Annotated in this window: 26 protein-coding genes; 18 read left to right on the top strand and 8 right to left on the bottom strand. The window is 67.5% G+C overall.

The features are described from left to right. Positions 1-83 precede the first annotated feature (83 nt). Positions 84-1,424 (top strand): ergothioneine biosynthesis protein EgtB, encoded by a 1,341-nt coding sequence (gene egtB / locus JHL17_RS09615; RefSeq protein ID WP_200192472.1) that lies wholly within the window; start codon positions 84-86, stop codon positions 1,422-1,424. On the opposite strand, the gene JHL17_RS09610 is transcribed toward egtB, so the two are convergent. Together JHL17_RS09610 and JHL17_RS09605 are read right to left on the bottom strand one after the other, a co-directional pair. After that, on the bottom strand, positions 1,402-2,754 hold the full coding sequence (locus JHL17_RS09610) for a PAS domain-containing protein (protein WP_200192470.1): 1,353 nt from the start codon (positions 2,752-2,754) through the stop codon (positions 1,402-1,404). The two genes, egtB and JHL17_RS09610, sit on opposite strands and share 23 nt — an antisense overlap. A gap of 135 nt (positions 2,755-2,889) precedes the next feature. After that, a complete protein-coding gene (locus JHL17_RS09605) occupies positions 2,890-3,081 on the bottom strand; it encodes a hypothetical protein (protein ID WP_200192468.1) in 192 nt (63 codons plus the stop codon). Positions 3,082-3,448: 367 nt separating this feature from the next. On the opposite strand from JHL17_RS09605, the gene JHL17_RS09600 reads away from it, so the two are divergent. The 9 genes from JHL17_RS09600 (at position 3,449) to JHL17_RS09560 (ending at position 12,567) form a co-directional block, all read left to right on the top strand. Beyond that, positions 3,449-3,898: a pilus assembly protein TadG-related protein gene (locus JHL17_RS09600; RefSeq protein ID WP_200192466.1), complete on the top strand. Its 450-nt coding sequence runs from the start codon at positions 3,449-3,451 to the stop codon at positions 3,896-3,898. A 136-nt stretch (positions 3,899-4,034) separates the two neighbouring features. Beyond that, the gene (locus JHL17_RS09595; RefSeq protein WP_200192464.1) at positions 4,035-4,430 is read left to right on the top strand and encodes a CidA/LrgA family protein; all 396 of its coding nucleotides are present in this window, start codon (positions 4,035-4,037) and stop codon (positions 4,428-4,430) included. After that, positions 4,427-5,149 (top strand): LrgB family protein, encoded by a 723-nt coding sequence (locus tag JHL17_RS09590; protein WP_200192462.1) that lies wholly within the window; start codon positions 4,427-4,429, stop codon positions 5,147-5,149. Before JHL17_RS09595 ends, JHL17_RS09590 begins: the two co-directional genes overlap by 4 nt. Before the next feature lie 402 nt (positions 5,150-5,551). After that, positions 5,552-7,291 (top strand): 2-isopropylmalate synthase, encoded by a 1,740-nt coding sequence (gene leuA / locus JHL17_RS09585; protein WP_425599597.1) that lies wholly within the window; start codon positions 5,552-5,554, stop codon positions 7,289-7,291. A gap of 276 nt (positions 7,292-7,567) precedes the next feature. Next, positions 7,568-8,554, top strand: a complete 987-nt coding sequence (rfaD, locus tag JHL17_RS09580; RefSeq protein WP_200192460.1) for an ADP-glyceromanno-heptose 6-epimerase — start codon at positions 7,568-7,570, stop codon at positions 8,552-8,554. Positions 8,555-8,565: 11 nt separating this feature from the next. Beyond that, positions 8,566-9,387, top strand: coding sequence for a prolipoprotein diacylglyceryl transferase (gene lgt, locus JHL17_RS09575; protein WP_200192458.1), 822 nt, complete (start codon positions 8,566-8,568; stop codon positions 9,385-9,387). A gap of 4 nt (positions 9,388-9,391) precedes the next feature. After that, positions 9,392-10,531, top strand: a complete 1,140-nt coding sequence (locus tag JHL17_RS09570) for a class I SAM-dependent methyltransferase (RefSeq protein WP_200192456.1) — start codon at positions 9,392-9,394, stop codon at positions 10,529-10,531. 130 nt (positions 10,532-10,661) lie between these two features. Beyond that, positions 10,662-11,429: a peptidoglycan editing factor PgeF gene (gene pgeF / locus JHL17_RS09565; RefSeq protein WP_200192454.1), complete on the top strand. Its 768-nt coding sequence runs from the start codon at positions 10,662-10,664 to the stop codon at positions 11,427-11,429. A 202-nt stretch (positions 11,430-11,631) separates the two neighbouring features. After that, positions 11,632-12,567: a ribose-phosphate pyrophosphokinase gene (locus tag JHL17_RS09560; RefSeq protein ID WP_200192452.1), complete on the top strand. Its 936-nt coding sequence runs from the start codon at positions 11,632-11,634 to the stop codon at positions 12,565-12,567. 65 nt (positions 12,568-12,632) lie between these two features. Here the strand turns inward: JHL17_RS09560 and JHL17_RS09555 are convergent, their stop codons facing one another. Next, complete coding sequence (locus tag JHL17_RS09555) at positions 12,633-12,836, bottom strand: helix-turn-helix domain-containing protein (protein WP_200192450.1); 204 nt, start codon at positions 12,834-12,836, stop codon at positions 12,633-12,635. 94 nt (positions 12,837-12,930) lie between these two features. Between JHL17_RS09555 and JHL17_RS09550 the strand changes: the two genes are divergently transcribed. After that, positions 12,931-13,596, top strand: coding sequence for an XRE family transcriptional regulator (locus tag JHL17_RS09550; RefSeq protein WP_247893431.1), 666 nt, complete (start codon positions 12,931-12,933; stop codon positions 13,594-13,596). A 119-nt stretch (positions 13,597-13,715) separates the two neighbouring features. Next, the gene (locus tag JHL17_RS09545) at positions 13,716-14,027 is read left to right on the top strand and encodes a hypothetical protein (RefSeq protein ID WP_200192446.1); all 312 of its coding nucleotides are present in this window, start codon (positions 13,716-13,718) and stop codon (positions 14,025-14,027) included. A gap of 6 nt (positions 14,028-14,033) precedes the next feature. On the opposite strand, the gene JHL17_RS09540 is transcribed toward JHL17_RS09545, so the two are convergent. Then, positions 14,034-14,423 (bottom strand): carboxymuconolactone decarboxylase family protein, encoded by a 390-nt coding sequence (locus JHL17_RS09540; RefSeq protein ID WP_200192444.1) that lies wholly within the window; start codon positions 14,421-14,423, stop codon positions 14,034-14,036. Positions 14,424-14,772: 349 nt separating this feature from the next. On the opposite strand from JHL17_RS09540, the gene JHL17_RS09535 reads away from it, so the two are divergent. Continuing rightward, positions 14,773-15,522, top strand: a complete 750-nt coding sequence (locus JHL17_RS09535; RefSeq protein ID WP_200192442.1) for a TorD/DmsD family molecular chaperone — start codon at positions 14,773-14,775, stop codon at positions 15,520-15,522. A gap of 198 nt (positions 15,523-15,720) precedes the next feature. After that, positions 15,721-17,859 carry a hybrid sensor histidine kinase/response regulator gene (locus JHL17_RS09530; RefSeq protein WP_247893430.1) on the top strand — a complete coding sequence of 713 codons (2,139 nt, stop codon included), beginning with the start codon at positions 15,721-15,723 and terminating at the stop codon, positions 17,857-17,859. Positions 17,860-18,312: 453 nt separating this feature from the next. Here JHL17_RS09530 and JHL17_RS09525 read toward each other — a convergent pair whose 3' ends face one another. Continuing rightward, positions 18,313-18,537: an SMc00767 family acetate metabolism repressor gene (locus JHL17_RS09525; RefSeq protein ID WP_200192438.1), complete on the bottom strand. Its 225-nt coding sequence runs from the start codon at positions 18,535-18,537 to the stop codon at positions 18,313-18,315. Positions 18,538-18,996: 459 nt separating this feature from the next. Between JHL17_RS09525 and JHL17_RS09520 the strand changes: the two genes are divergently transcribed. After that, positions 18,997-19,365 (top strand): hypothetical protein, encoded by a 369-nt coding sequence (locus JHL17_RS09520; protein WP_211113372.1) that lies wholly within the window; start codon positions 18,997-18,999, stop codon positions 19,363-19,365. 4 nt (positions 19,366-19,369) lie between these two features. On the opposite strand, the gene JHL17_RS09515 is transcribed toward JHL17_RS09520, so the two are convergent. Genes JHL17_RS09515 through JHL17_RS09505 form a run of 3 tightly spaced genes read right to left on the bottom strand, consistent with a single transcriptional unit; the run spans position 19,370 to position 21,959 of the window. Beyond that, positions 19,370-20,314: an ABC transporter ATP-binding protein gene (locus JHL17_RS09515; RefSeq protein ID WP_200192436.1), complete on the bottom strand. Its 945-nt coding sequence runs from the start codon at positions 20,312-20,314 to the stop codon at positions 19,370-19,372. Further along, a complete protein-coding gene (locus JHL17_RS09510) occupies positions 20,311-21,279 on the bottom strand; it encodes an HlyD family secretion protein (protein WP_200192434.1) in 969 nt (322 codons plus the stop codon). The genes JHL17_RS09515 and JHL17_RS09510 overlap by 4 nt, the downstream gene beginning before the upstream one ends. Beyond that, entirely contained in the window at positions 21,276-21,959 is a 684-nt protein-coding gene (locus JHL17_RS09505) for a TetR/AcrR family transcriptional regulator (RefSeq protein WP_200192432.1), read from the bottom strand. Before JHL17_RS09505 ends, JHL17_RS09510 begins: the two co-directional genes overlap by 4 nt. A 353-nt stretch (positions 21,960-22,312) precedes the next feature. Here JHL17_RS09505 and nifA point away from each other — a divergent pair, with 353 nt between their 5' ends. The 3 genes from nifA to nifB all read left to right on the top strand — a co-directional run bounded on the left by nifA (position 22,313) and on the right by nifB (position 26,986). Beyond that, a complete protein-coding gene (gene nifA / locus JHL17_RS09500) occupies positions 22,313-24,208 on the top strand; it encodes a nif-specific transcriptional activator NifA (protein WP_200192430.1) in 1,896 nt (631 codons plus the stop codon). A gap of 132 nt (positions 24,209-24,340) precedes the next feature. After that, on the top strand, positions 24,341-25,237 hold the full coding sequence (locus JHL17_RS09495; RefSeq protein WP_247893429.1) for an adenylate/guanylate cyclase domain-containing protein: 897 nt from the start codon (positions 24,341-24,343) through the stop codon (positions 25,235-25,237). A gap of 183 nt (positions 25,238-25,420) precedes the next feature. Continuing rightward, complete coding sequence (gene nifB, locus JHL17_RS09490) at positions 25,421-26,986, top strand: nitrogenase cofactor biosynthesis protein NifB (RefSeq protein WP_425599595.1); 1,566 nt, start codon at positions 25,421-25,423, stop codon at positions 26,984-26,986. The last annotated feature ends 9 nt before the right edge of the window (positions 26,987-26,995 follow it).

Here is a 26,995-nt window from a genome sequence, read left to right as displayed (position 1 = left end):
CCCCACCACGGATGCATGCATTCCAAACAGGGCGCTCCGGGTGGACACTCTCCGAAGAGATCCGGATTTCGGAGGGAGCGCCCGTGCCCGACACACATCCCATCCTGCCTGCCGGCCCATCCGCCCCCCCGTCCGACGGCGGCGCCGTCCTGTCCGCCGCGGAGCGGCGGCAAGCCCTCGCCAGCCGTTTCCAGAAGGCGCGCGCCCGCAGTGCCGAACTGGTCGCGGCTTTGTCGCCGGAAGATCTGATGGTGCAGACCGTGCCGGACGGCGCGCCGGCGAAATGGCACCTCGCCCATACCAGCTGGCTGTTCGAGGTCGCGGTGCTGATCCCCTTCAGCCCCGGCTATCGTCCGGCCGATCCGGCATTCCTCGACCTGTTCGCCGCCCGCAGCGAACGCACGACCCAGCCGCCCCGCGTGCTGTCGCGCCCCGCGGCGGCCGAGATCATGCGTCATCGCGACCAGATCAACGCCGCGGTGCTGCACCTGATCGACGGCATCGACGAGGGGCTGTGGGATGCCGCCGAGTCGGCGCTGATGATGGCGATCGCCCATGAACGGCGCCACCAGGAGCGGATGCTCCTGCACATCAAGCATGCGCTGTGGTGCAACCCGCTGCGCCCCGTCTATGAACAGGCCCCCGACCATCCGCATCTGGGCGTCCCGCCCGACGGCTGGGTGGACCACCCCGGCGGCTTGGTCGAAGTCGGCCGACCGGTGCCGTTGCCCGGCTTCGATCATGAGGGGCCGCGTCACCGCGTCTGGCTGGACCCCTACCGGCTGGCGGCCCGTCCGGTCACCTGCGGCGAGTTCCTCGCTTTCATCGAGGCCGGCGGCTACAGCGACCGCTCCCTCTGGCTGTCCGACGGCTGGGAGACCGCACGCGCGGAAGGCTGGAGCGCCCCGCTCTATTGGGAGCGCGGCGGCTTCGGATCGGGAGCCCGCTGGCAGATCTTCACCCTATACGGCATGCAGCCGCTCGATCCCGACGAACCGGTCTGCCATGTCAGCTGGTACGAGGCCGACGCCTATGCGCGCTGGTCGGGCAAGCGCCTGCCGCTGGAGGCGGAGTGGGAGGTGGTCGCCGCCAGTTGCGACAGCATGGGCAACCTGCTGGGGACCGGCCACCGCCATCCGCGCACCGGCACCTGCCACGGCACGGGACCCTCGCAGATGTGCGGCGACGTGTGGGAGTGGACCCGCGACGCCTTCGCGACATATCCCGGCTACCGCCGTCCCGACGGCTGCGACAAGCCCCTCCCGGACGAGGCGGTCAACGGCCGGCTCGCCAGCAACCGCATGGTCCTGCGCGGCGGCAGTTGCCTGACCCCCTTCGACCATGCCGGCCCCTGGACGCGGCACTATCTGCGGCCGGAGACACGCCTGTCGATGAGCGGGTTCAGGTTGGCGGAGGATGCGTGAGGGAGACCTGCGTGCTGCCGTCGGCGATCAGCGCCCGCACCTGCCCCTGGGTGAGGAGTCCGCGCTCCGTCAGGCGGGACAGCAGCGCCACCGCCAGTTCGGCCTGAACCAGCGCCTCGCCCTGCGGGCCGTTGCGCGGGTGGCGGGGTAGGGCGAAGGCCTCCGCCAGCCGGTCGGACGAGGCACCGGCCAATGCCGGGTCCAGCGCCGCCGCGAGCGCCCCGAGGTCGAGCGACGGGGGCAGCCCCGGATCGGGGATGCCGGCATGGGCAGCAGAACGCCCCAATGCCGCGAGTGCCGTATCGACGCCGATACCGACGGCGACGCAGTTGTGCAGCGCGTCCTGGATCGCCGGCCACACCGCGGCGAAGGGGCGCTCGCCCGCCACCATGGCGGTGCCGATCCCGTGACGGGCGGTCGCCTGGGCCGGCACGGGGTCGATGGGGTCGATCAGCACGGCAAGCGACACGGTGGGGAAGATGCGCGCGCCCACCAGCCGCACGGTGCCGACCGCGATCACCGGGCCGCTGTCGGGTTCCTCCCCCGCCGTCGCCACCCAAAGCGCCACGAAGGGCAATGCCGCCAGCGGTTCCTCATCGCCGAGCGGGACGGTGGGCTGGGGGGGACGCAGGCTGAGGGTTCGCTTGCCGCTGAGCCCGGCGGCGTGGGCCATGCCGCGGGCGGGGAAGGACAGGAGCACCCCGGCACCCAGACCGAGATCGGCGATCCGCGCCGACAGCTCGCCCTCCTCCGTCCGCCGCAGCACCGCGGTGACCGGAGTTCCGCCGCCCCGTGCCCGTTCCATGGCGCGGGCCAGATCGTCACGGAGCAGGGACTTGCCGATATCGGTCCCCTCCTCCACCGCCAACAGGCGGGCCGCGGCGGGGTTCAACCGCTCCACCCGCCCCTGTTCGTCGATGACCAGCAGGGGATCGTCGGTCAGGGCCAGCGCCGCCCGCAACGCCCGCTCCGGGCGTCCGCCACCCAGCGGCCCCTCGCCGAGCCCGCGCTCGCCGCCACGGGCCGAGCTGGCCGCCTCGGCCAGACGGTCCAACTCGCCGCCGCGCCCGCCCGACAGGGGCTCCAGATCGACCCGGCCGCGCGCGCCCGACAGGCGGTCAGAGAGCCGGTCGAGGTCCCGGAAATGGCGGGACAACCGGGAAAAGACGAACCACACCGCCAGCAGGCCAAGTCCGCAGATCGCGAGCCCGCGGGTGAAGGCGACGCGGTCCTCGGCCGCCAGTTGCGTGATCTCCACGCCGAGAAAGACCAGCGCGGCCGCCGCCACCGCCAGCCCCAGCATCGCCACGCGCCAAACGCCGCCCTTCATCGGGCCGTCTCCCCACCGTTGCGCCCCGAGCCAATGGCTTCATGTCCGGCGATCGGACCCACCCTTCAAATCCAGTCCGAGTCTACGCGATCCGATCCGGCCGGCCCAAAGGAAACGGAGAAGCCGCACGGGTGTTCAGCGCTGCACGACCATGTCCCGCACCTCGTCCACCTGGGCCATCAGACCGCCCAGCGCAGCGCGGACCTCCCCGGACAGGGCGGCCAGCAACAGCGCCACCACCGCGACGGCGAAGGCATGGCCCGGAAGCGGCCGAGCCGGTCGCCGCCCATTGGAATCGGTGCGAAGTAAATGGGGGAGAAACGGCATCGTAGGCGGCTCCGGCACGGGATGGAAACGGTAAGGCCGCAGGCTACCGGCGGGGAGAGCGAACAAACCGTTAATCGCCCGGGAGCGGAGGCCGCTTGCCTCGCTTTTGTCTCCCCTGACTGAGGTTCGGGCGCGTTTGCAAAGTCGAGACGGCGCTCTTTATCCGATCCGGGAGGCTCTACCCTTTGCCGCCGCTTCCGCAAATTTGGATTACCGCCTTTGCATAAAATACATGACAATTCGAACCGCGATTTTTGCTGTGTTTCTGCTGCATTTCCTGGTTTGCCTGCTTGTCGGATGATGCTAAGAGTAATGCATCCAATGAAAACACTCCTTTCCGCATAGGCAATTGCTTGGGAGGCCGGCAATGACTTTGGTCTATCGTCCCCTGCCCTATGGCGGGCACGAAGACCGGCGGACAGGCCGCCACCTGCTTCTGGTGGTCGCCCTGATCCTCGCCATTCCGACCGCGCTGGGTGCCGGCTGCACCGTCGACGCTTTGCGCAGCTATGCGGTGGAGGCGCGGCTGTCGCAGGCGGTCGATGCCGCCGCGCTGGCCGGTGGTCGCGTGATGTTCGACTCGCAACGCGACGGCCATATCCGCAGCTTCTTCGACAAGGCCTTTCCCAACGGCTTCCTGGGATCGCACCTGTCGCCCCTGACGATTGCCGAGGATGCGGCGGCCGGCACCCTGACGGTCAGCGCCCACGCCACCGTCAACGCCATCTTCCTGCGCCTGTTCGGGAAGAAGGAAGTGACGGTGGAAGCGCAATCCATCGTCCGCCGCAGCCAGCATGTCCGCAGCAAGCTGCAGTAATCTCCTCCCCGGCACCTGCTCGACGACGGCTTCATCCCATCACCGATTCGGGATGCTCGCATTCGCGGAATGCAGCCCGGTGATTTCGCAACTGCGGTAGAAGGGACCGACCGCGTCCCTTCCACCGGAGTCAGCGATGCTCGGAACCCTGACGCTCCTGTTGCTCTGCCAGTTGTTCGGCGAGTTGGCCGCTCGCCTGCTGCACCTGCCGGTCCCCGGACCGGTGCTGGGCATGCTGCTGCTGTTCGCCGGCCTGCTGCTGCGCGGCGGGGTGCCGGCCGCGATACAGGACACCGCCGGCGGGCTTCTGCGCCATCTGTCCCTGTTGTTCGTGCCGGCCGGCGTGGGGGTGATGGTCCATGTCACGCGGCTGGAGACGGAAGCGCTGCCGATCATCGTCGCCGTGTTCGGCAGCACCCTGTTCGGCATCGCCGTGACGGCGAAGCTGATGGCCTTCCTGCTGAGCCGCACCGATCCGCGGCTGGAGGAAGAGCCGGCGGCAAAGGAGCCGGTGGCAGGAGACCGGAGATGAGCGCCGACCTGCACCAGATCTGGGTCTACCTGTCTGCCAGCCCGCTGGCCGGGCTGACGCTGACCCTCGTTGCCTATCAGGTCGGGGTGTGGCTGTTCGAGAAGCTGGGGCGGCGCCCGGTGCTGAACCCGGTGCTGATCGCCGTCGTCCTGATCGCCGGCACGCTGGGCCTGTCCGGTATCGATTACCGCACCTATTTCGACGGCGCGCAGTTCGTCCATTTTCTTCTGGGACCGGCCACGGTGGCGCTGGCCGTTCCGCTCTACAACCAGTTCCAGGAGGTGCGGCGCTCGGCCCTGGCGCTGGTCGCGGCGTTGCTGGTGGGGTCCGCCGCCTCGGCGCTCAGCGCGGTGGCGCTGGTCTGGGCCTTCGGCGGCACCAAGGAGACGATCCTGTCGATGGCGCCGAAATCCGTCACCTCCCCCATCGCCATGGGCGTATCGGAGCAGATCGGCGGCCTGCCGTCGCTGACCGCGGTGTTCGTCATCATTACCGGCATCGTCGCCGCCAGCCTCGGCACCTGGGTCCTGAACCTCGTGCGGGTGAAGGACTGGCGCGCCCGCGGCTTCGGCATGGGGGTCGCGGCGCATGGCATCGGCACCGCCCGCGCCCTGCAGGTCAACGAGGTGGCCGGCGCCTTCGCCGGGCTGGGCATGGGGCTGAACGGGCTGGCGACGGCGCTGCTGCTGCCGACGCTGTATCATCTGATCTGGGGATAAGGCAGGGCGGCGATGGTTGGCTCCTCCCGCAGTCCGTTTTTTGCCGATCCGGACTTGACAGCCATGCCGCACCTGCGCACAGTGCGCCCCATGACCATCATCGACCGTAAGAACGCCCTTCTTCGACTTCTCGGCCCGGCGCTTTAAGCGTCCGGGTTCGTCGCGTTCTCTCCTTGCTTCAATCGGTCGAAGTGTCTGTTCCATGAGCGATGTTTTCAAAGGCGCCGACATCGGCGTCGCCCGGCCGAGGCCGGGACTGCGACTTACCGACGGTCGCTGAGCCACATCCGGCGGCTCTGCGGCCGTACCTCTCGCCGGTCCCTCCGCCTTTCAAAATCCGATCCGCCGCCCCGGCCGCACAGAAGACCGAGTCCGGGGCCGCCACTGGAGCCGAACGACGCCATGAGCAACGCGACCCAAACCCGTATCTCGACCCAAGCCAGCACCGCCGCCCAAGCCAACGCCGGCATCCCGGCCCTGCCGAAGTCGCCGTCCAAATACGCCCCCTTCCCCCAGGTGAAGCTGACCGATCGCCAATGGCCGTCGCGCACCCTGGACAAGGCGCCGATCTGGTGCTCGGTCGACCTGCGCGACGGCAACCAGGCGCTGATCGAGCCGATGGGGCCGGACCGCAAGCGCGCGATGTTCGACCTGCTGCTGCGCATGGGCTTCAAGGAGATCGAGGTCGGTTTCCCGGCCGCGTCGCAGACCGATTTCGACTTCTGCCGCGAGGTCATCGACGGCAACAAGATCCCCGACGGCGTCACCATCCAGGTGCTGACCCAGGCGCGCGAGGAATTGATCCGCCGCACCTTCGAAGGCATCAAGGGATCCAAGCGCGCCATCGTCCATCTGTACAACTCGACCTCCGAGCTGCAGCGCCGCGTCGTGTTCGGGCTGGACCGCCAGGGCATCATCGACATCGCCGTCGCCGGCGCCAAACTGATCAGGCAACTGGCCGACGAGACGCCGGAGACCGAGATCGTCCTGCAATATTCGCCGGAAAGCTTCACCGGCACCGAGCTGGACTTCGCCGTCGAGATCTGCGAGGCGGTGATGGAGGTCTGGCAGCCGACGCCCGAGCGCAAGATCATCCTGAACCTGCCCTCGACGGTCGAGATGTCGATGCCGAACGTCCATGCCGACCAGATCGAGTGGTTCTGCAAGACGATGAAGAACCGCGAGAGCGCCATCATCTCGCTGCATCCGCACAACGACCGCGGCACCGGCGTCGCCGCCGCCGAACTGGGCCTGCTGGCCGGCGCCGATCGCGTCGAGGGCACGCTGTTCGGCAATGGCGAGCGCACCGGCAACGTCGACGTCGTCACGCTGGCGTTGAACATGTTCACCCAGGGCGTCGACCCGGAACTGAACATCGACGACATCAACGAGATCGTCCGCGTTTCGGAATACTGCACGCAGTTGCCGGTCCATCCGCGCCACCCCTATGCCGGCGAACTGGTCTTCACCGCCTTCTCCGGCTCGCACCAGGACGCCATCAACAAGGGGCTGAAGGCGCTGACCAAGTCCAACACCGGCAAGTGGGAGGTCCCGTACCTGCCCATCGACCCGCAGGATCTGGGCCGCAGCTACGAGGCGGTGATCCGCATCAACAGCCAGTCCGGCAAGGGCGGCATCGCCTATGTGCTGGAGAAGGACTACGGCCTGCAGATCCCGCGCCGCCTGCAGATCGAATTCTCCAAGGTCGTGCAGCGCGTCGCCGACGAGACCGGCAAGGAACTGTCGCCCGCCGACATCCACGCCGCCTTCAAGGCCGAATATCTGGAAGCCGACAGCCCGCTGGAACTGGTCGAGCATTCGACCGAGCCGCGCGGCCCGAACTCCGGCGCCCGCGCCATGAGCGTGGTGATGCGCCGCAACGGCGAGACCATCACCGCCAAGGGCAAGGGCAACGGCCCGATCGACGCCTTCCTGGACGCCCTGCGCCAGGGCTGCGGCACCGACCTCCACGTCGTCGATTACCGCGAGCACGCCATCGGCTCCGGCGAGGATGCCCAGGCCTGCGCCTATGTCGAGGTGAAGACCGGCGACAAGACGCTGTTCGGCGTCGGCATCGACGCCGACATCGTGACCGCCTCGCTGCGGGCTCTGGTGAGCGCGGCCAACCGGGCGGCGCAGTAAAGGGGTCGGCTTCGATACCCCCACCCTGACCCTCCCCCGCTGAGCGGGGGAGGGGATCGGACTTTTGTCAGCGTTCGGCGGCAGTCCCTCCCCCGTCCAGCTCTCGCACAAAGCTTCGCTTTGTGCTGACGCGACAGGCGGACCGTAGGTCCGCTGAGAGCGGGGGAGGTTAGGTGGGGGCATCGCAAGCCCGCACTCCCCCCCACCACCTTGCCCCCGCCGCCCCACCCGCCTATAAGTCCCCACGAAACGCGTCGAGCAACAGCGGACAGCGCTATGATCGTGGTCACCGGCGGGGCCGGCTTCATCGGGTCCAACCTTGTCGCGGCACTGGCCGCGCGCGGCATCACCGACCTGGCGGTCGTCGACCGCTTCCGTGACGGCGAGAAGTGGCAGAACCTCGCCAAGCGCGAGGTCGCGGCGCTGGTGCCGCCCGACCAGACGCTGGCCTTCCTCGACCAGCACGCCGCCGAGATCGACACCGTCTTCCATCTCGGCGCCATTTCCGCCACCACCGAGCGGGACGTCGACAAGATCGTCGCCAACAACGTCGCGCTGACCCTCGACCTGTGGCGCTGGTGCTCCTGGCGCGGCTGCCGGCTGATCTACGCCTCCTCCGCCGCCACCTACGGCGACGGCTCAGCCGGCTTCGACGATGACGGCTCCTGCGACGGGTTGGCGCGGCTGAGGCCGCTGAACGCTTATGGCTGGTCCAAGCATCTGGTCGACCGCCGCATCGCCCGCGCCGTCGCCGGCGGCGATCTGGTGCCGCCGCAATGGGCCGGGCTGAAGTTCTTCAACGTCTATGGCCCCAACGAGGCCCACAAGGGCGACATGATGAGCGTGGTCGCCAAGCTGCACCCGCAGCTGACGGCCGGCCAGCCGGCACGCCTGTTCAAGTCGCACAAGGACGGCTTCGAGGATGGCGGCCAGCTGCGCGACTTCATATTCGTCGACGACTGCGTCGCGGTGATGCTGTGGCTGTACGACCATCCCGAGGTCAGCGGCCTGTTCAACGTCGGCACCGGCAAGGCGCGCAGCTTCAAGGATCTGGCGCTGGCGACCTTCGCCGCCCTGGGACTGCCCCCCCGGATTGAGTACTTCGAGATGCCCGAGCATCTGCGCGGCAAATACCAATATTTCACGCAGGCGACGACGGATCGTCTGCGCGCCGCCGGATTCGACCAGCCCTTCACCGAGTTGGAGGAGGGTGTCCGGCGCTATGTGCAGGATTTCCTGTCGCAGCCCGATCCGTATCGCTGACCGGAGTTCCTATGCTCGCCACCCTGCCAGTCGTCGCCTTCCCCACCATCGATCCGGTGGCCTTCGCCTTGGGCCCCGTCGTCGTCCGCTGGTACGCGCTGGCTTATCTGGCCGGCTTCGTGCTGGGCTGGCGCTATTGCCTCGGGCTGGCGCGGCTCGACCCCGACCAGCGGCCCAAGCCGGAGGAGTTCGACGACTTCCTGACCTGGGCGGTGATCGGCACCATCCTGGGCGGACGGCTCGGCTATGTCCTGTTCTACAACCTACCCTATTATCTGGAAAATCCGCTGGATGCCGTCCAGGTCTGGCATGGCGGCATGTCCTTCCACGGCGGCATGGTCGGCGTGCTGACCGCCATCGGGCTGTTCTGCTGGCGCCGCGGCATCTCGCCCTATGTGTTCGGCGACATCATCGCCGCCTGCGCGCCCATCGGCCTGTTCTTCGGCCGCATCGCCAACTTCATCAATGGCGAGCTGTATGGCCGGCCGGCTCCCGATTTCGCCTATGCCATGGTGTTCCCGCGCGATCCGCTGCAGGTGCCGCGCCACCCCAGCCAGCTTTACGAGGCGGCGCTGGAAGGCGTCGTGCTGTTCGTCCTGCTGGCGATCGCCATCCGTACCCCGGCCCTGCGCAACCGGCCCGGTACGGTCGGCGGGCTGTTCCTGATCGGCTACGGCCTGTCGCGCATCACGGTGGAATTCTTCCGCGAGCCCGACCCGCAGCTGGGCTTCCTGTTCGCCGGCGCCACGATGGGACAGCTGCTGTCGCTGCCGATGCTGGCGATCGGCCTGTGGCTGGTCCTGCGCGGCCGGCGCCGCGCCATCCTGGCCTGACGCCATGACGGGGGGCGAGAGCGCCGGTCCGGACACGCTGGCCCATCTGCTGGCCCGCCGCATCGTGATGGACGGTCCGATCAGCGTCGGCGCCTTCATGGCCGAAGCGCTGGGTCATCCGCGCTTCGGCTATTACATGCACCGCGATCCGTTCGGCAGCGGCGGCGACTTCACCACCGCACCGGAAATCAGCCAGATGTTCGGCGAGCTGGTCGGGCTTTGGTGCGTCGACACCTGGGCGCGGCTGGGGGGCCCGGGTCCCTTCCATCTGGTGGAGCTCGGGCCCGGCCGCGGCACGCTGATGGCCGACGTGCTGCGGGCGGCGGCCGTGCTGCCGCTGTTCCGCGACAACGCCACCGTCCATCTGGTGGAGACCAGCCCGGCCTTGCGCGAACGCCAGCGCGAGACGCTCCGGCCCATCCTCGGCGATGCCATTCAGTGGCACGACCGGTTGGAGGACGTGCCGGACGGTCCGACCATCCTGATCGCCAACGAGTTCTTCGACGCCCTGCCGATCCGCCAGGTGCAGAAGACCAACTATGGCTGGTTCGAGCGGCTGGTCGATGTCCAACCCGACGGCATGGCGGACGAGCCGCGCTTCCGTTTCGTGCTGGAGGCTTTCGGCAGCTCCGGCAACCGGCTGGTGCCGGAAGCGCTCCGCGATGTGCCCGAGGGCAGCGTCGTGGAGGTCTCCCCCGCCTCGCAGGCGGTGGCGCGGCTCATCGGCGCCCGGTTGGCTGCGGCGCCGGGTGCGGCGCTGGTGATCGACTACGGGCATTCCCATGGGCCTGCGGTCGGCGACACGCTGCAGGCATTGCGCCGCCACGCCTATGCCCCCGTGCTGGAGATGCCGGGCGAGGCCGATCTGACGGCCCATGTCGATTTCGCCGCCATCGCCGCGGCGGCGCAGGAAGGCGGCGCCCGGTCCTTCGGCCCGGTCGAGCAGGGAGAGTGGCTGACCCGCCTCGGCATCGTCCAGCGGGCATCCGCCCTGACGGCCAAGGCCAGCCCGGCCCAGGCCAAGGACATCCGCGGCGCGCTGGACCGCTTGATCGATCCGGCGCAAATGGGCAGGCTGTTCAAGCTGGTCGCGCTTGCCACGCCCGGAGCCTTCACCGATGCGCCCCCACCGGCGGGCTTCTGACCGGCAAGCACGAAAACGGTTGGAGACACCGCACGACAACCGCCACGAAGACAATTCCGGCGGATCGTGCATTGCGGCCCCCTGCCCTGTTGGGTGTAAGGGAGTCACAGAACAGGGAAGGACGGCGTTCGTGATCACACTCGGCGCGCTGAACGACATCACCCATATCCGGCATGCCTTTTTCACCCGTACCGGCGGGGTTTCCACCGGACTCTATGCGTCGCTGAATTGCGGGCTCGGGTCCAGCGACTCCGCCGCGGCCGTGCATGAGAACCGTGCCCGTGCCGCCGCGCGGATGGAGGTGGCGCCCGGCAACCTCGTCACCTGCTACCAAGTCCACAGCCCGACCTGCGTGGTGGTCGAACAGCCCTGGACGCCGGAGACGGCCCCGAAGGCCGACGCCATGGCGACCCGGCAGGCAGGCATCGCGCTGGGCATCCTGACCGCCGACTGCGCCCCCGTCCTGTTCGCCGACAGCAAGGCGCGGGTGATCGGCGCCGCCCATGCCGGCTGGAAGGGCGCCAAGGGCGGCGTCATCGAGGCGACCGTCGCCCGCATGGTGGAGCTGGGCGCCAAGCCCAACCGGATCGTCGCCTGCATCGGTCCCTGCATCGCCCAACGGTCCTACGAGGTCGGGCCCGAGTTCCCCGCCCCCTTCGAGGAGGAAGACCCGCGCAATCGCGACTATTTCGCGCCCGCCCGCAAGCCCGGGCATTTCCTGTTCGATCTGGCCGCCTACGTCACCCGCCGGCTGGGCGATTCCGGAGTCAGCGTGATCCAGCGCTGCCCCAACGACACGGTCGCGGAGGAGGACCGCTTTTTCAGCTACCGCCGATCCTGCCTTCGCGGGGAATCGGATTACGGCCGCGGCCTTTCGGCCATCGTCCTGCAGAACTGAGCCGACCCGAACAGGCAATGGCGAAGCCCGTGGTCATGCCGCCCGCGCAGGGCGGCATTCCCCAATGGGGAAAGACCACACCGTCATGGAACGTTTACACGAGCCCGACCCTTTGTTATGGTCCGCCGCGTTTTCAAGGGGCGCCGGCGCGCGAGCGGCGAACGTGCCTTGAGCCGTTTCCCTGCAAAGAGAGCCGACCCCGATGAAGGTGCTTGCCGGCAACAGCAACCGTCCGCTGGCCGAGGCGATCTCCACCTGTCTCGGCGTACCGCTGACCAAGGCCAGCGTCCGCCGTTTCTCCGACATGGAGGTGTTCGTCGAGATCCTGGAGAACGTGCGCGGCGAGGACGTGTTCGTCGTCCAGTCGACCTCGTTCCCGGCCAACGACAACCTGATGGAACTGCTGGTGACGATCGATGCGCTTCGGCGCGGGTCGGCCCGGCGCATCACTGCGGTCATTCCCTATTACGGCTATGCCCGGCAGGATCGCAAGACCGGCCCGCGCACGCCGATCTCGGCCAAGCTGGTCGCCAACCTGATCACCCAGGCCGGCGCCAACCGCGTGCTGACGATGGACCTGCACGCCGGTCAGATCCAGGGCTTCTTCGACATCCCGACCGACAACCTGATGGCCGCCCCGGTCTTCGAGAAGGACATCCGCCAGTCCTTCGAGAACATCGGCGAGGTCACCATCGTATCGCCGGACGTCGGCGGCGTGGTGCGCGCCCGCGCCCTGGCCAAGCGCCTGGACGCCGACCTGGCGATCATCGACAAGCGGCGTGAGCGCGCCGGCGTGTCGGAGGTGATGAACATCATCGGCGATGCCGACGGGCGCCGCTGCATCCTGATCGACGACATCGTCGATTCGGGCGGCACGCTGTGCAACGCCGCCGTCGCCCTGATGGAAGCCGGGGCCAAGTCGGTCCACGCCTTCTGCACCCACGGCGTCCTGTCCGGCGGTGCGGTCGCCCGCGTCGCCGTGTCGCCGCTGGAACAGCTGGTCACCACCGACAGCATCCAGGCGACCGAGGCGGTCCGCGCGTCCCGCAACATCCGCCAGTTGGCCATCGCCCCGCTGCTGGCCGAGGCCATCATGCGCATCAGCGAGGAGCGATCGGTGTCGAGCCTGTTCTCGTAAACCGGCCGCATTTTCTTCGAAGAAGGTCCTTTCCAGCCGGGAAGGGCCTTTTTTGTTGTCCGCGTTCACGCTCCCAGCCCCGCCAGCCCGTGGAAATCATTGGCCGTCACCTCTCCGCCGGTGGCGGAGACGATGCGGGCCATCACGGCGGGGCGGGGAACCCGGCGGCCGTGGCGGTAACGGTTGACCGCAGCCTGGCTCGTCCCGATCAGGGCGGCGAAAGCCTCTTCCTTGGTTGCGGTCCGGGTGAGCCAATCGTCGAGCGTCATACCGCAATGGTTTAGACCAAGCCGGGCTCTGCACGCAACCGGATTTATTCCGCCGCAATGGACTTTCCAAAGCCGTTTTGGTATGAACGAGTCCATGACCACCATGCGCGAATTGCGGCAGGCCGCCGGGCTGAGCCAGGAGAAGCTGGCCGAACTGGCCGGGACCTCCCAGCCCCAGATCAACAAGCTGGAGACCGGCCAGCGCAAGATGACCGTCGATTGGGCGGTCAAGCTGGCCGGACCGCTGGGCGTGGAGCCGACGGCCCTGCTCGGCCTCGACGCATCGGCGATTCCTCCGGCCGCCGGGCGCCCTGCCCGGCCGGCGCTTCCGCCGCTGCTCCGCACGACGCCAGCCGCCCCGGCACCGGCGGCGCCCGCCGCCTCGATGCCGGTGCGCGCGGCGGCGCGTGGCGGCGGCGACCAGGAGATGTTCCTGGAAGATGGCCCGATCGACTGGATCGCACGGCCCGATTACCTGAAGAACGCCCGCGACCCCTACGCCATGTATGTGGTCGGCGAGTCGATGATGCCACGCTTCCGGCCGGCTCAGCTTCTGCACGTCAACCCGCACAAGCCGCCTGCGCCGGGGGCCGGCGTGGTGGTGGTCAAGCTCAACAAGGCGGTTCTGGTGAAGGAGTTCGTACGCCGGAGCACCGACGCCGTGATCCTGCGCGAATACCGGCCGGCCGACCGGGAATTCGCCGTGCCGCTGGAAGAGCTCGATACCCTTCACACCGTGGTCGGCCTGCAGGAGCCTTGACGGTCATACCACTTCGGTATCGGTTTCAAATGGCGGAAATAATCCATTTTGGATTATTCTCTAGGCAATGGAACGCCGGTCATTCCCGGCGTTCCGCATCCGGCCAAGGAGACACCGCCATGCCCCCGTTCCATCCCCGTTTCCATCCCGGCCCGTCGAGCGGGCGCCTCGACAGCTTCAGCGAACGCGGCGCCAGGGAATTGGCCCGCCGCATCCGCGCCGCCTGGGCCAGGCTCGGTTGGGACGTCGAGGTGCGGGTGGAGCGCATCGCCAGCGAGGAATTGGACGACGGCCGCAGCATCGCCCATTTCATCGTCCGCAGCGACCTGATCAACGGCCTGCCGCACCGTCGCCTGGACCAGCGCCGGGCCCCGCACCCGCAACAAGATGCCAGGGAGGCGGCAGCACGGCCTCTGCCGCGCGCCGCCTGACACGGATCACTTCAACCGGTCGTCCAATTCGACCTGATAGCCGACGGCCAGCCGGTTGGTTTCGTTCGCCATGCCGACCACCGCCATCAGTTCGCCGAACTGCGCGTCCGTCATGCCCAGGCGCCGCGCCGCCGCCTCGTGCGAACGGATGCAGTACTGGCAATTGTTCGTCACGCTGACCGCGACGAAGATCATCTCCTTCACCAGCGGATCCAGCGCGCCGGGAGCCATCACCTCCTTCAGGCTTTCCCAGGTCCGCGCCAGGGTCGGCGGATGGTGGGCGATCATCTTCCAGAAATTGTTCACGTCGGGGACGTTGCGCGTCGTCTTGATGTCGTCGTAGACGGCGCGCACCTCCGGTACGGCATCGATCTGTTCGATGGGAGAAAGCGGCATGGCGGCAGGGGCTCCTATCGGGAAAAGGACCCTTCGATAAGGCCGGACATCATGTCGCAACGCAACTGTCGGTTCATGCCTTTACCCGACCCATCGACCGCATTGACCGTTGCCATCCCTGTTGGTAGTAAAGACTTCCAACAGATCGCGCAGACGTTCGGGCTACGATCGGCTCGAAAACCGCAACGCCGCAAGACTTCCATAAGAACACGAAACTCATTCGTGCAGCTTCCCATGCGGACCGGTTTCGGTAGGTGCCCGACCCGCTCCAACCGCCGGAAGGAACAGCGTGGTGAGCACGGTTCTAGCTGCCGCCCCGTCGCTCCCCCATCATGGTGGGGACGGCGTCATGGCTCCCTCCAGTGCCAACGCTCTCGAAGCCAGCCTCTCCGGAATTGCCGAGATGAACCCGGCCGGTCCCACCCAGGCCTTACGCTTCCTCGCGCATCTGCACGCCGAAGGGCCCACTCCCGCCATGATGGCGAGGCTGCGCCATGCCCCGCTCAGCCATGGACCACTGGCGCTGGACCGCGACGACGCCCTGCAGGCCGCCGCCCTGGTCGACGAGGTCGTCAGCGACCTGCCGGAGCGGATCACGCGCCGCTGCCTCTCTCCGCTGGCTGCCGACTTCGCCGCCATTCACCTCGGCGGCGAACTGCGCACCTGTCCAACCGAAGCACCATGGCTGGACGAGAAGGCGCGAGCCGATGCCGGAACCTCTTTGCGGCGCTGGCGAACCGGACTGGATGCGGATCTGCGCCGCCCGCCGCTGGAACGGCTTCCCGACGATCACATCGCCGCGGAACTGGTGCTGCTGGCGGCATTGCTCGACCGTGGCCGTATGGTCGACGCCGTCCTCTTTCTCGACCGCCATCCGCTGCGCTGGATTCCCGATTTCTGCAGCCGGGTTGCCACCCGCTGCCGGGAGCCCTTCTTCGCCGGCATCGCCGTCCTGACCAATGCCCATCTCGACGATCTGCGGGATCGGCTCGGCACTGCCTGCGGAACGCCGCGCCCGGACGACGATGGTTCCAATCTCCGGCGTCGGCGCCATTGGGCGGAAGGACGCGTTCCCCGCGCCTGTAGCTGCGATCCGTAGGCCTCCGCCCGGAGCCGGGAGGCCGGCTTGACCAGGCTGCCGCCGACCCTGCCGTAAAGTCGGAGTTGCCCGCCCTCCGATGCTTCGGCCATGGTGCACGAGGTATCGGCCGGCAATGGCCGGCGTGGCCCATGTCCTTGGCAATGGTTGGTAATGCCCTTTCCCAATTTCGACAGTCGGACCGATCACAGGGGATCCTTGCGCCTCCTGCGCCTCCTGTTGGCGGTGTCGGTTGCCGTCCCGCTGGTGCTGTTCGCCGGCATCGGATGGCGCGAGCGCTGGGAAGCGCAGGAGGAGGCCGAACGGAACAGCCGCAAGAACGCGCTGATTCTGCACGAGCACGTGCTGAAAGTGTTCGACACCATGGCTCAAGTGCTGGATCGGGTGGACGAACGCATCCATGGCCGCAGTTGGGATGAGATCGCCAAGTCGGAATCCCTGCACCGCTATCTCAAGACGTTGAAGGGCGAACTGACCCAGATCGGCGCCATCGGGCTGAGCGATCCCGATGGGATCGTGCGCAACTCCAGCCTCGTCTACCCCTCGCGCAACAGCTACGTCGGCAACCGCGCGGATTTCCGGGAACAGCGGGAACAGGACTCGGGCTTGCTCATCGCCGGTCCGGTCACCGACCCGGCCAGCGGCAAGCCGAGTTTCGGCATCAGCCGACGCCGCAGCGGTCCCGGCGGTCCCGACGGCAGCTTCGACGGGATGATCGCCGCCATTCTCGATCCCGGTTACTTTTCCAGCTTCTATCGGCGGGTCATCGGCGATGAAGGAGAATCCATCGCGCTGGTCCGCGACGACGGCGCGATCCTGATGCGCTTTCCGGCCCTGGACCCATCGAGGCCGAATGCGGCACTGCCGACGCTGCCGGCCGGGCGCGGCCTTATAGCCGAAATCCATCGGCAGCCGGACGAAGGGATCTACCGCACCGGCACCAGCCATGTGCAGGGATTGCAGCGTGTATTCGCCTATAAACGGGTCGGCGCTTTCCCGATCTATGTCGTCTATGGGCTGGATCAGGCGCAGGTCGCCCGTTCCTGGTGGCGGAACATGGCGTTGGACGCCGCCTTCGTCGCTCCGGCGACGCTGGCGCTGGCGCTGATCGCCTGGCTGGCCTACAGCCGTGCCGTCTCGGAGAGCGCCGCGGTCCAACGCTGGGCGGACGAGGTCCGCAACCGCGAGCGGCTCGAGGAGGCCCTGCGCCAAAGCCAGAAGATGGAGGCACTGGGACAGCTGACCGGCGGCGTCGCGCACGACTTCAACAACCTGCTGACCGCGGCGCTTGCAAACCTGCATCTGCTGGGCCGCCATCTCCCGGCCGAAGGCCAGCGATTCCTGGCCGGGACGCGGACGGCCCTGGAACGGGCGGAGAAGGTGACGCGGCAATTGCTGTCCTTCTCGCGCCAGGATGCGGTCAATCCGACCGTGGTCGATCTGGGCGACAGCTTGCGCCGGATGGGCGACCTGCTGGAACGCTCCGTCCAGGCCGACATCACCCTCGATTGGGATATCTCCCCCGTGCCGATGATGGTCGCCATCGACCCGGTGCAGTTGGAGATGGCCGTGCTGAACCTCGTGCTGAACGCACGCGACGCCATGCCCGGCGGCGGCGGCATCCGCATCGCCGCAGCCCCGGGCCCGGAGCCGCGCACCGCCCGGATCGAAGTGTCCGACAGCGGCACCGGCATGCCGCCGGAGGTGATGGCCCGCGCCTTCGACCCCTTCTTCACCACCAAGGGCGTCGGCAAGGGAACCGGGCTCGGCCTGTCGATGGTCTACGGCTTCGCCCGCCAGTCCGGCGGCACTGCCGCGATCGCCAGCCGGCCCGGTGAAGGCACCCGCGTCCGCATCGACCTGCCGCTGACCGACGCCCGGCCGTCCGAGCCGGCGCCCGCTCCGGTCGCGCCCATGACGGGCGACCGGCGACCGCTTCGCCTCCTGGTGGTGGAGGACAATCCGCTGGTGCTGATGGCGACGGTGGAAGGACTGACCGAGGAGGGCTTCACTGTCGAGACGGCGGAGGACGGCGTGACGGCGCTGCGCCTGCTGGAGGCCGACCGTGATTTCGATCTGGTCGTGTCGGACGTCGTCATGCCCGGCGGCGTTTCCGGCATCGACCTCGCCCGGCACATTCGAGAGCGCTGGCCGCAGCTGCGTGTGCTGTTGGTATCCGGCTACAGCCCGGAATCGCTGGCCAACATGGGCGCCGACACCGCGTCGGTTCTGGCGAAGCCCTTCACCCCCGTCCAGCTGGCGACGCGCATCCGCTCGCTGGCACAGGCAGGGCCGACGGAGGCGCAGCAGAGTGGATCAAGACAACAAAGCGCGTGATCGATCGCGCCCACCCAAGCCAAGTCAGGTCAGGGCACTGACGAACATCGGCGTCCACATCGCCATGCACCAGACGAGGCCAAGGCACAGGCCGCGGGTCAGATCGTCGAAGGTCGGCTGTTCCAGACGGTTCAGCTTCCACATCGCATTCAATTCCCCCGGCGTCGGCGCCGGACCGTCAGGATCCTGGCCATCGAGACCGGCGTCCGGACGGGGCGGAGGGCGGTCGATCGCTTCACGGCTTGCGGCTGCGCGCCGTTCGGGGTCGCGTGACGGCATGGCTGGGCCTCGCATCGATAGCGGAATGCCCAACAAGTTTGTGGCTGCGACCGCCGTCGGCCAGCTTATCTTCCGTCGACGCCGGAATTTTGTCGACATACGAAAAAAGGCCGCCATCCACTGGACGGATGACGGCCCTTTCGCCAGATTTCCGGCCCGATCAGCCGGAAGCGGTCACTTGCCGGGGCGGACCACCGGGGTGAGCTGGTCGCCCCAGTTGCCGGCTTCGTTGTGATAGCGGGCGGTGCGCATCAGTTCGACCGTGACGCCGGCCTCGACCGCCTTGACGACGGCGTCGTTCAGGCGATGCAGGTTGTTGGCGACGATGCGGATGGCGCTTTCCTGCTCCGGCGACAGTTCCGACCGGTCATCCGGCGGCGCGTCCTTGAAACCCGACATGCGTTGTTCCTTCCCCTGGATTGGGACCGCCCCGGCAGGACCGGTTGCGGTCCAGAACTTGGTCATGATCTTGACCGGCTTCGAAGGCCGGTCTTCATCATGTACCACATTGTGTGCGCCGCGACAAAGTTCCCGACGGGCCAAGCGCTTGCGACCATTGGCCTCTTGCAACCGACGAACGACGTCCATCGGCGCCTGCTCCGCCGATTGCTTTTGTCCATCGCGTGGCGGCGAAGGCCGAGGCCCTTAGCGACCGGATTCTCTAATTTAGCATGAACAGCTTTATCGGTGGGGATCAGGGTCACACAAGAGATAAACAGCGGAATTTGATTTCTTCGACTGGAAAGAATTAGTCGTTTAGAGTCTGCCCATTCATTTGGGGTAACTCCCATATTGACGGAGTTCGATTGCGATGCACAAATTCCACCACGAACCAATTTTCCTCACACGGAGATCATCTTGAAGAACGTCGCCGCCAAGGCTCTGATGGTTGCGTCCTCGCTGTTCCTGTTGCATGGCGCAGCGTTGGCTGGACAGCAGGATTTCACCATCGTCAACAAGACCGGCTATCCGCTGAAGCACATCTTCGTTTCCGAAAACAACAACAACAACTGGGATGAGGACATCCTCGGCCGCGACGTGCTGGACGACGGCGAGTATTTCGAGGTCTCCTTCGCCAAGGCCGAGAAGACCTGCAAGTGGGACATGAAGGTCGTTTATGACGATGGCGAGTCGGCGGTGTGGCAGGGCCTGAACCTTTGCCAGCTCTCCAAGCTGACGCTGAAGTGGAACAAGAACACCGGCGTCACCTCGGCCCAGACCGAGTAATCCGTCACCGGAAATTGTCGGTGCTGCGGTTCATCAGGTGGATGAAGACGTCTTCCAGCGTCGGCTCCGTCGCGGTGATCCGCAGATCCGCTTGGCCCGCCCAGGGGGCGAGCGCCCGGTCCAGCTCACCTTCGTCGGTACCACTGACATGAAGGCGGCTGCCGAAGACCGCGACCATCTCCACCCCCGGCCGGCCTTCCAATGCCGTGGCGATGCGGTGCAGGCCATCGCCTGCGACCAGACGGGTATGCAGGCCGGATTCGGCGATGACCTGATCCACCGTCCCGTGGGTCATCAACGTCCCGTAGGCGATATAGGCGATGCGGTGGCAGCGCTCGGCCTCGTCCATGTAATGGGTGCTGACCAGCACCGTCAGCCCGTCCCCGGCCAGCCGGTGGATCTCGTCCCAGAATTCGCGCCGCGCCTTGGGATCGACCCCTGCCGTCGGCTCGTCCAGCAACAGCAGCTTGGGGCCGTGCAGGATACAGGCGGCCAGCGCCAGACGCTGCTTCCAGCCGCCCGACAGCTCCCCCGCCAGTTGCGTGCGACGGTTGGACAGGCCCAGCCGGTCCAGTGCCTCGCCCACCCGATGCCGCCGGTCGGGCAGCCCATACATGCGGGCGACAAAATCCAAATTCTCGGCGATGCTCAGATCCTCCCAGAAGCTGAACTTCTGGGTCATGTAACCGACCTGCCGCTTGATCGCCGCACTCTGCCGGCGGATGTCCAGACCGAGACAGCTGCCCTCCCCCGCGTCGGGAGTCAGCAGGCCGCAGAGCAGGCGGATCGTGGTGGTCTTGCCCGACCCGTTGGGACCGAGAAAGCCGTAGATCTCCCCGGTCTCCACCCGAATCGACACATTGTCGACCACGGTCTTGCTGCCGAAGCGCTTGACCAGCCCATGGACGTCGATGGCCGGCCCGCCGGCGGGAGAGCGTTCCGCCGTCATCGGCCCGCCCCTGCCGGCCAGACATCCACCGGCAGCCCCGGATTCAGCGGCCGGTCCGGCACCGCCTCCACCCGGAAGACCAGCTTCTCCCGACTGCCGACGCTGTAGATCACCGGTGGCGTGTACTCGGCCTGGGAGGCGATCCGGGTCACCCGCGCCGACAGGTCCGGTGGGCAGCCGTCGCAGTGCACCGAAAGGGAGCTTCCCGGCGACACCGTCGCCACGGCGGTTTCCGGCACGAACAGCACCAGCTTCACCCGCTCCGGCGGCAGAAGCGACACGACCGGGGAGCCGGCCGGCACCCATTCGCCGGGATTGTAGAGCGTGTCGTCCACCAGGGCCGCCACCGGAGCGACGGGTGCCAGATCGACCAGCCGCCGGTCCGCCTGGACCAGCGCCGCCTCCGCCTGGATCACCGCCTCATCGGCGGCCCGCAGCTGTTCGGGCCGGGCGGACAGCGCCGCGACCGCCAGCTGCGCCTCCGCCTCCGCAAGGTGGCCTCGGTCGCGATCATGGGCGGCACGCGCCTGATCGAGCTTGTCGGGGGACGACACCCTGCGGGCGACCAGCTCCTGCTGACGGGACAGTTCGGCGGTGGAATAGCGCAGCGCCGCTTCCGCTCGGGCTTTTTGCGCGGTCAGCACCGCCATTTCCTGCGGCCGTTTGCCGGTGGCAAGGTCGGCGCGCTGCGCCCGTGCCTGGGCCAATGCGGCGGCGAGCCGGTCGCGCTCCGCCATGGCGGTGGCGCGGTCGATGGCGAATAGCGGCGCCCCGGCCGCCACCCGCGCGCCGCGGGCGACCGGCAGGCTTTCCAGCATGCCGGCGCTGGGGGCGGCGATGCGCAGATACTCCCCCTCGACATAGCCATGGGCGAGCGGCGGCGGACCGCCGTCCGCGAAGGGCAGTCCGATCGCAAGCGCCAGGGCGGTGAGGCCGTCGAGGACGCTCCTGAGAAGTTCGCTCATAGCGCCCTCTCCCCCGCATCGCGAAGCAGCACAAGGCGCAGATTGTCGATTTGGGCCTCCACCAGCGCCGTCACGTCCTGCGGCGGCTCGCCGTCGATGCCGTCGAAGGAGGTCCGCCACAGGGCGCTCATCAGAAGCGGCGCCACGATCAGGCGCACGCCGGGATCGATCGCCACCGGACGGAACTCGCCGCTTTCGATCCCCCGCCGCAACAGGGCGGCCAGCACGCCGAAGCCGCGGCGGATCACCTCGCGGTGGTAGAAAGCGGCAAGCTCCGGGAAATTGCCGGCCTCGGCGATCACCAGCCGCGGAATGATCGCCATGCGCGTCGTTTCGATCAGATGCGCGACCATGCGCAGCAGCTGTTCCAGCAACGGAAAACATGGGATTCCGGCTGTGGAGACCAGAGTCTCGGCTTGTTGCAGATTGGGCAGGATGGCGGTGCGGATCACTGCCTTGAACAGCTCGTCCTTACTGGAAAAATAGAGATAGAGCGTGCCTTTGCTGAGGCCGGCGCGGGTCGCGACCTCCTCCAGCCGCGCGGCGGCAAACCCGCGTTCGGCGAAGACCTCCATCGCGGCGGCGACGATCTCCTGCGGACGGGCATCTTTGCGGCGGCGCCAGCGCGGCCGGTCGGTCGAGCCGTCGGAAGTGTCGGGGTCGGGATGACGGGAGGGCATCGCGCGCTCCTTTTCATAACTGACCAGTCAGTTATTAACATGATTTCCCTCCTCCACCAATGCCCAAGGTCATTGTGCGGCGCAGCGGAATCTATGCAAAAAGTCTTGCCTTTCGGCGAGCAGTCACGGACACTTTCCACCGGCTGGCAGCGTACGAATGGAGTCGCGGCTAGGCCCGGCCCGGAAGACGGGCACAGAAACAGCGAAAGAATGGGACAGCCGGACCAACGGCCGCACCGGTATCCGGGGGGTTGCGGATCAAGGCGCTGACGCCGGGACCCGATGGAGCGCTATGCCCGGACCCAGCCGTCCGGCAGATGTCCCGGGTCCCCAGCCGAGCGAGGGGTTCGATCATGCCGAGTGCTGCCCAATCCGTATCTTCCTCCAGCCTCGAGCTGCTGACGATCTATGAGGTCAGCAAGATCCTCGGATCGTCGCTGGACCTGGAACAGACCCTGCGCGAGGTGCTGCGGGCGCTGTCCTATCAGTTGCAGATGCATCGCGGCCGGGTTTACATCCAAGGCGAGGACGGGGCCCTGCGGCTCGTCGCCGCGCAGGGACTGCCGAAGGATTCGCCGGCGCAGGCGATCGACTACAACCAGGACGAAGGCATCAGCGGCCGCATCCTGAAGACCGGCATGCCGGCCGTGGTCCCCAACCTGGCGGAGGAGCCGCTGTTCAACAACCGCTCCGGCGGGCGCGACGATCTCGACGAGCAGGTGGCCTCGCTGGTCGGCGTGCCGATCAAGGCCGCCGGCGCCGTCATCGGCGTGCTGACCATCGACCGCATCTCCGACGACGGCCCCAGCGGCCATTTCGGCTCGGATGTCCGTTTCCTGACCATGGTCGCCAACCTGATCGGCCAGACTGTGCGGCTGCACCGGACGGTGGCGGAAGAACGGCGCTTCATGATGCGCGAGACCTTCCGGGTCCAGAAGGAACTGCGACCGGTGGTGGCGCCGGTCAACGACGTGGTCTGCACCAGCCCCAACATGGTCGACGTGCTGGCCCAACTGCACCGGGTGGCGCCCTTCAAATCCACCGTCCTGATCCGCGGCGAGAGCGGCACGGGAAAGGAGCTGATCGCCCGGGCGATCCACAACCTGTCCCCGCGCAAGGACGCCCCCTTCATCCGCGTCAACTGCGCCGCCCTGCCCGAATCGCTGCTGGAGTCGGAACTGTTCGGCCACGAGAAGGGCTCCTTCACCGGAGCGCAGAAGGATCATAAGGGCCGGTTCGAATTGGCGTCGGGCGGCACGCTGTTCCTGGACGAGATCGGCGACATCTCCTCCAACTTCCAGGCCAAGCTGCTGCGGGTACTGCAGGAGCAGGAGTTCGAGCGGGTCGGCGGGTCGAAGACGATCAAGACCGACGTGCGCCTGATCTGCGCCACCAATCTGAACCTGGAAGAGGCGGTCGGCCATGGCAAGTTCCGCGCCGACCTGTATTTCCGCATCAACGTGGTGACCATCCACCTGCCGCCGCTGCGCGAGCGGCGCGGCGACATCGCCATGCTGGCCAAGCATTTCGTCACCAAATTCGGCCGCGACAACGGCATGAACCTGGATATCGACCATGATGCGCTGGAAGTGCTGAACCGCTGCACCTGGCCCGGCAACGTGCGCGAGTTGGAGAACTGCATCGAACGTGCGGCGACCCAATGCCGCAACGGCACCATCCGCGTGCCCGACCTGTCCTGCAGCATGAATCTCTGCAACTCGTCGGTGCTGTTCCAGTACCGCACGATGGGGGCCGCCGTCGGCGGGCTGGCGCCGTCGATGAGCGGCACCGCAACCAATCCGTCCGTTCCCCCCCCTGGCAACCCGGTACCGGGCCGGCCGCATCCCTCCGCCATTCCACCGGCGATGGCGAATCCGGCCAACGGCGCAGCCAATGGAGCGCCCAACGGTGCACAGTGGCCGGCCTGCGCATCCGGCTGCGGCGCCGGGCCGCTGCCGGTCTGCGGCGCCTCCAAGCCGCTGCCGCCGTCCGCAATCTCTCCCCTGCCCACCCCCCAACCCGCAATGTCGGCGCCTGCCGCTCTCTCCGCGCCGGCACCGCAACCCACGGCCGCAGGCCCCGATCTGCCGCTGGACGAGCCGGAGTCGGGTCCGCTGCGCGACCGGTTGGTCTGGGCGATGGAACGGACCGGCTGGGTCCAGGCCAAGGCCGCCCGCCTTCTGGGCATGACGACGCGGCAGGTGAGCTACGCACTGCGCAAGTACAACATCGAGATCAAGAGGTTCTAAGAAGCGGCCTCCACGCGCCGACCGGCCACCGCCCGGCCGCCTGCAGCGGCAATCGCACGGGGCCGCGGTTTCGTGTTACCTTGCCCGGCCTTCGGTTCGATGGCGCGTTCCCCGATCGAACGGATCTCCGTCTTGCCTTCGCTTGAGAAGCCCCTCGCCCTGATGTTCGTCGACATCGCCGACAGCACGATGCTGTACGAGCGGATCGGCAACGCCACCGCCGCGGCGATGACCCAGCGGGTGCTGGCGCATCTGCGCCATCTGGTGGAAGACCATCGCGGCGGCGTCATCAAGAGCCTGGGCGACGGGCTGCTGGCCGCCTTTCCGGTCTGCGACGACGCCACCCGCACCGCCTGCGCGATGATCGGCATCCAGGATCAGCACCGGCTGCGGCTGCGCATCGGCATTCATTTCGGCACGGTGATCGAAGGGATCGGCGACCTGTATGGCGATGCCTGCAACGTTGCCGCCCGGGTGCAGCAGATCGCCCGGCCGGGCGAGATCCTGGCGACCCAGGCGCTGGTGGATGGCCTGTCGCCGGACCTGCGCGGCCGGACCAAGCCGCTCAGCAACGTGGCGATGAAGGGCAAGGCGGCGCCGATCCGTGTCCACCAGATCCGCGCGGACGACGACACCGAGGACGCCATCGAAAGCACCACGCTCGGCTTCTCCCTGGTGACGGAAGCCGGCGGCCCTATGATGACGCTGCATCTCGCCTATCGCGGACAGGACATCACGCTGAGCCGGACGCTGCCCCGCGTCACCATTGGACGAGAGGACAACAGCGGCCTGCGCATCGCCTCGCGCCAGACCTCGCGCCAGCATGCGGTGATCGACTTCACCCGCGAGAGCTTCCTGCTGACCGACCATTCCACCAACGGCACCTTCATCCGCAGCGGGGGCTCGCCGCCGGTGGTGCTGCGCCGCGATTCGACCAAGCTGGTCGGCAGCGGCCTGATCGGCTTCGGCGCGGAGGCATTGGACGAGGGACAGGACCATGTCGTCTCCTTCCGCGGCGAACTCGCCTGACGCCAGTGTCGGCACCCCGACAAAGCCCGCCGCCGCTGCTGCCTTTGTCGCAATGACGACAGCGTCCGCGACGCCGACGATTCCAGGCAAGCCCTTGTAATTCCTCGATTCTGGTATCTGGCCCCAAACTTGCTCTTGCTCCATCCGTCCAACAGTGTCGCCGGGCCGGCAGGAAGGGAGTGGATGATGGGCAACGTGGTTTCGCTCGACAGCATCTTCGGGCTGGGGGAACTGGCCCCGCCCGCGACGATGCCGGCAGCCATCGACACGGCGTCCGGCTGTTCGTCGTCGTCCTGCGGTTCATCCGACGGTCCCGCCGACATGGATCCGGCCGTGTGGGAGAAGGTGAAGAACCATCCCTGCTATTCGGAAGAGGCGCATCACTATTTCGCCCGCATGCATGTCGCGGTCGCCCCGGCCTGCAACATCCAGTGCAACTACTGCAACCGCAAATACGATTGCTCGAACGAGAGCCGGCCGGGCGTGGTCTCCGAGAAGCTGACTCCCGACCAGGCGATCAAGAAGATCCTCGCCGTCGCACAGGAAATCCCGCAGTTGTCGGTGATCGGCATCGCCGGCCCCGGCGACAGTCTGGCGGCAAGCGGCAAGAACACCTTCGCCACCTTCGAGATGCTGCAGAAGAAGGCGCCGGACCTGAAGCTGTGCCTGTCCACCAACGGCCTGGCCCTGCCCGACCATGTGGACACCATCTCCCAGTACAACATCGACCACGTCACCATCACCATCAACATGGTCGATCCCGAGATCGGTGCACGGATCTACCCGTGGATCTTCTACAAGCACAGGCGCTGGACCGGGCTGGACGCCGCGAAGATCCTCCATGAACAGCAGATGCTGGGACTGGAGATGCTGACCTCGCGCGGCATCCTGGTGAAGGTGAACTCGGTCATGATCCCGGGGGTCAACGACGAGCATCTGCTGGAGGTGAACAAGGCGGTGAAGAGCCGCGGCGCCTTCCTGCACAACATCATGCCGCTGATCTCCGACCCGGCCCACGGCACGTATTTCGGCCTGAACGGCCAGCGGGGGCCTTCGGCGCAGGAGCTGAAGGTGGTGCAGGACGCCTGCGAAGGCGGGGCCAAGCTGATGCGCCACTGCCGCCAGTGCCGTGCCGATGCCGTCGGCCTGCTGGGCGAGGACCGCGGCGACGAGTTCACCGCCGACAAGATCGAGACGATGGGCGTGGTCGACTATGACGACGAGGCCCGCCGCACCTACCGCGAGCATGTCGAGGCCGAACGCGCCGGCCGCAACGCCTCCAAGGCCGCGGCCCAGGCCGATGTGCAGGAAACGGTCGGCGTCGGGGCCGATCCGATCCTGATCGCCGTCGCCACCAAGGGCGGCGAGCGAATCAACGAGCATTTCGGCCATGCCAGGGAATTCCAGATCTACGAGGTCGGACCTGGTGGCGCCAAGTTCGTCGGCCACCGCCGCGTCGACCAGTATTGCGAAGGCGGCTCCGGCGACGTCGATACGCTGGACGGCGTGCTGGCGGCGATCAACGACTGCACCGCGGTATTCGTCGCCAAGATCGGCGGCTGCCCGTCCAAGTCGCTGGCCGATGCCGGGATCGAGCCGGTCGACCGCTTCGCCTTCGATTACATCGAGGAATCGGCGCTGGCCTACTTCAAGGACTACGCCGAGCGCCTCGGCCAGGGCGTCGTCCAGTCCCGCGCCGGCCAGGACGCGGTGATCCGCACCGGGGCGCTGACCGCGCGCCGCGCCTGATCATCCCCC

The organism is Azospirillum endophyticum, from assembly GCF_016595245.1.
Classification (GTDB): domain Bacteria; phylum Pseudomonadota; class Alphaproteobacteria; order Azospirillales; family Azospirillaceae; genus Azospirillum; species Azospirillum endophyticum.
This window is presented reverse-complemented; position numbering and strand designations above follow the sequence as displayed.

What these genes read in the sequence shown, in the direction of transcription:
- JHL17_RS09595 (WP_200192464.1), top strand. Translation starts at nt 4,035, where the DNA reads ATGCTCGGAACCCTGACGCTCCTGTTGCTCTGCCAGTTGTTCGGCGAG.
- rfaD (WP_200192460.1), top strand. Translation starts at nt 7,568, where the DNA reads ATGATCGTGGTCACCGGCGGGGCCGGCTTCATCGGGTCCAACCTTGTC.
- JHL17_RS09525 (WP_200192438.1), bottom strand. Translation starts at nt 18,537, where the DNA reads ATGTCGGGTTTCAAGGACGCGCCGCCGGATGACCGGTCGGAACTGTCG.
- nifA (WP_200192430.1), top strand. Translation starts at nt 22,313, where the DNA reads ATGCCGAGTGCTGCCCAATCCGTATCTTCCTCCAGCCTCGAGCTGCTG.
- JHL17_RS09550 (WP_247893431.1), top strand. Translation starts at nt 12,931, where the DNA reads ATGACCACCATGCGCGAATTGCGGCAGGCCGCCGGGCTGAGCCAGGAG.
- JHL17_RS09570 (WP_200192456.1), top strand. Translation starts at nt 9,392, where the DNA reads ATGACGGGGGGCGAGAGCGCCGGTCCGGACACGCTGGCCCATCTGCTG.
- JHL17_RS09610 (WP_200192470.1), bottom strand. Translation starts at nt 2,754, where the DNA reads ATGAAGGGCGGCGTTTGGCGCGTGGCGATGCTGGGGCTGGCGGTGGCG.
- JHL17_RS09600 (WP_200192466.1), top strand. Translation starts at nt 3,449, where the DNA reads ATGACTTTGGTCTATCGTCCCCTGCCCTATGGCGGGCACGAAGACCGG.
- JHL17_RS09515 (WP_200192436.1), bottom strand. Translation starts at nt 20,314, where the DNA reads ATGACGGCGGAACGCTCTCCCGCCGGCGGGCCGGCCATCGACGTCCAT.
- JHL17_RS09545 (WP_200192446.1), top strand. Translation starts at nt 13,716, where the DNA reads ATGCCCCCGTTCCATCCCCGTTTCCATCCCGGCCCGTCGAGCGGGCGC.
- JHL17_RS09505 (WP_200192432.1), bottom strand. Translation starts at nt 21,959, where the DNA reads ATGCCCTCCCGTCATCCCGACCCCGACACTTCCGACGGCTCGACCGAC.
- lgt (WP_200192458.1), top strand. Translation starts at nt 8,566, where the DNA reads ATGCTCGCCACCCTGCCAGTCGTCGCCTTCCCCACCATCGATCCGGTG.
- leuA (WP_425599597.1), top strand. Translation starts at nt 5,552, where the DNA reads ATGAGCAACGCGACCCAAACCCGTATCTCGACCCAAGCCAGCACCGCC.
- JHL17_RS09560 (WP_200192452.1), top strand. Translation starts at nt 11,632, where the DNA reads ATGAAGGTGCTTGCCGGCAACAGCAACCGTCCGCTGGCCGAGGCGATC.
- JHL17_RS09535 (WP_200192442.1), top strand. Translation starts at nt 14,773, where the DNA reads ATGGCTCCCTCCAGTGCCAACGCTCTCGAAGCCAGCCTCTCCGGAATT.
- JHL17_RS09510 (WP_200192434.1), bottom strand. Translation starts at nt 21,279, where the DNA reads ATGAGCGAACTTCTCAGGAGCGTCCTCGACGGCCTCACCGCCCTGGCG.
- JHL17_RS09605 (WP_200192468.1), bottom strand. Translation starts at nt 3,081, where the DNA reads ATGCCGTTTCTCCCCCATTTACTTCGCACCGATTCCAATGGGCGGCGA.
- JHL17_RS09590 (WP_200192462.1), top strand. Translation starts at nt 4,427, where the DNA reads ATGAGCGCCGACCTGCACCAGATCTGGGTCTACCTGTCTGCCAGCCCG.
- JHL17_RS09540 (WP_200192444.1), bottom strand. Translation starts at nt 14,423, where the DNA reads ATGCCGCTTTCTCCCATCGAACAGATCGATGCCGTACCGGAGGTGCGC.
- JHL17_RS09555 (WP_200192450.1), bottom strand. Translation starts at nt 12,836, where the DNA reads ATGACGCTCGACGATTGGCTCACCCGGACCGCAACCAAGGAAGAGGCT.
- nifB (WP_425599595.1), top strand. Translation starts at nt 25,421, where the DNA reads ATGATGGGCAACGTGGTTTCGCTCGACAGCATCTTCGGGCTGGGGGAA.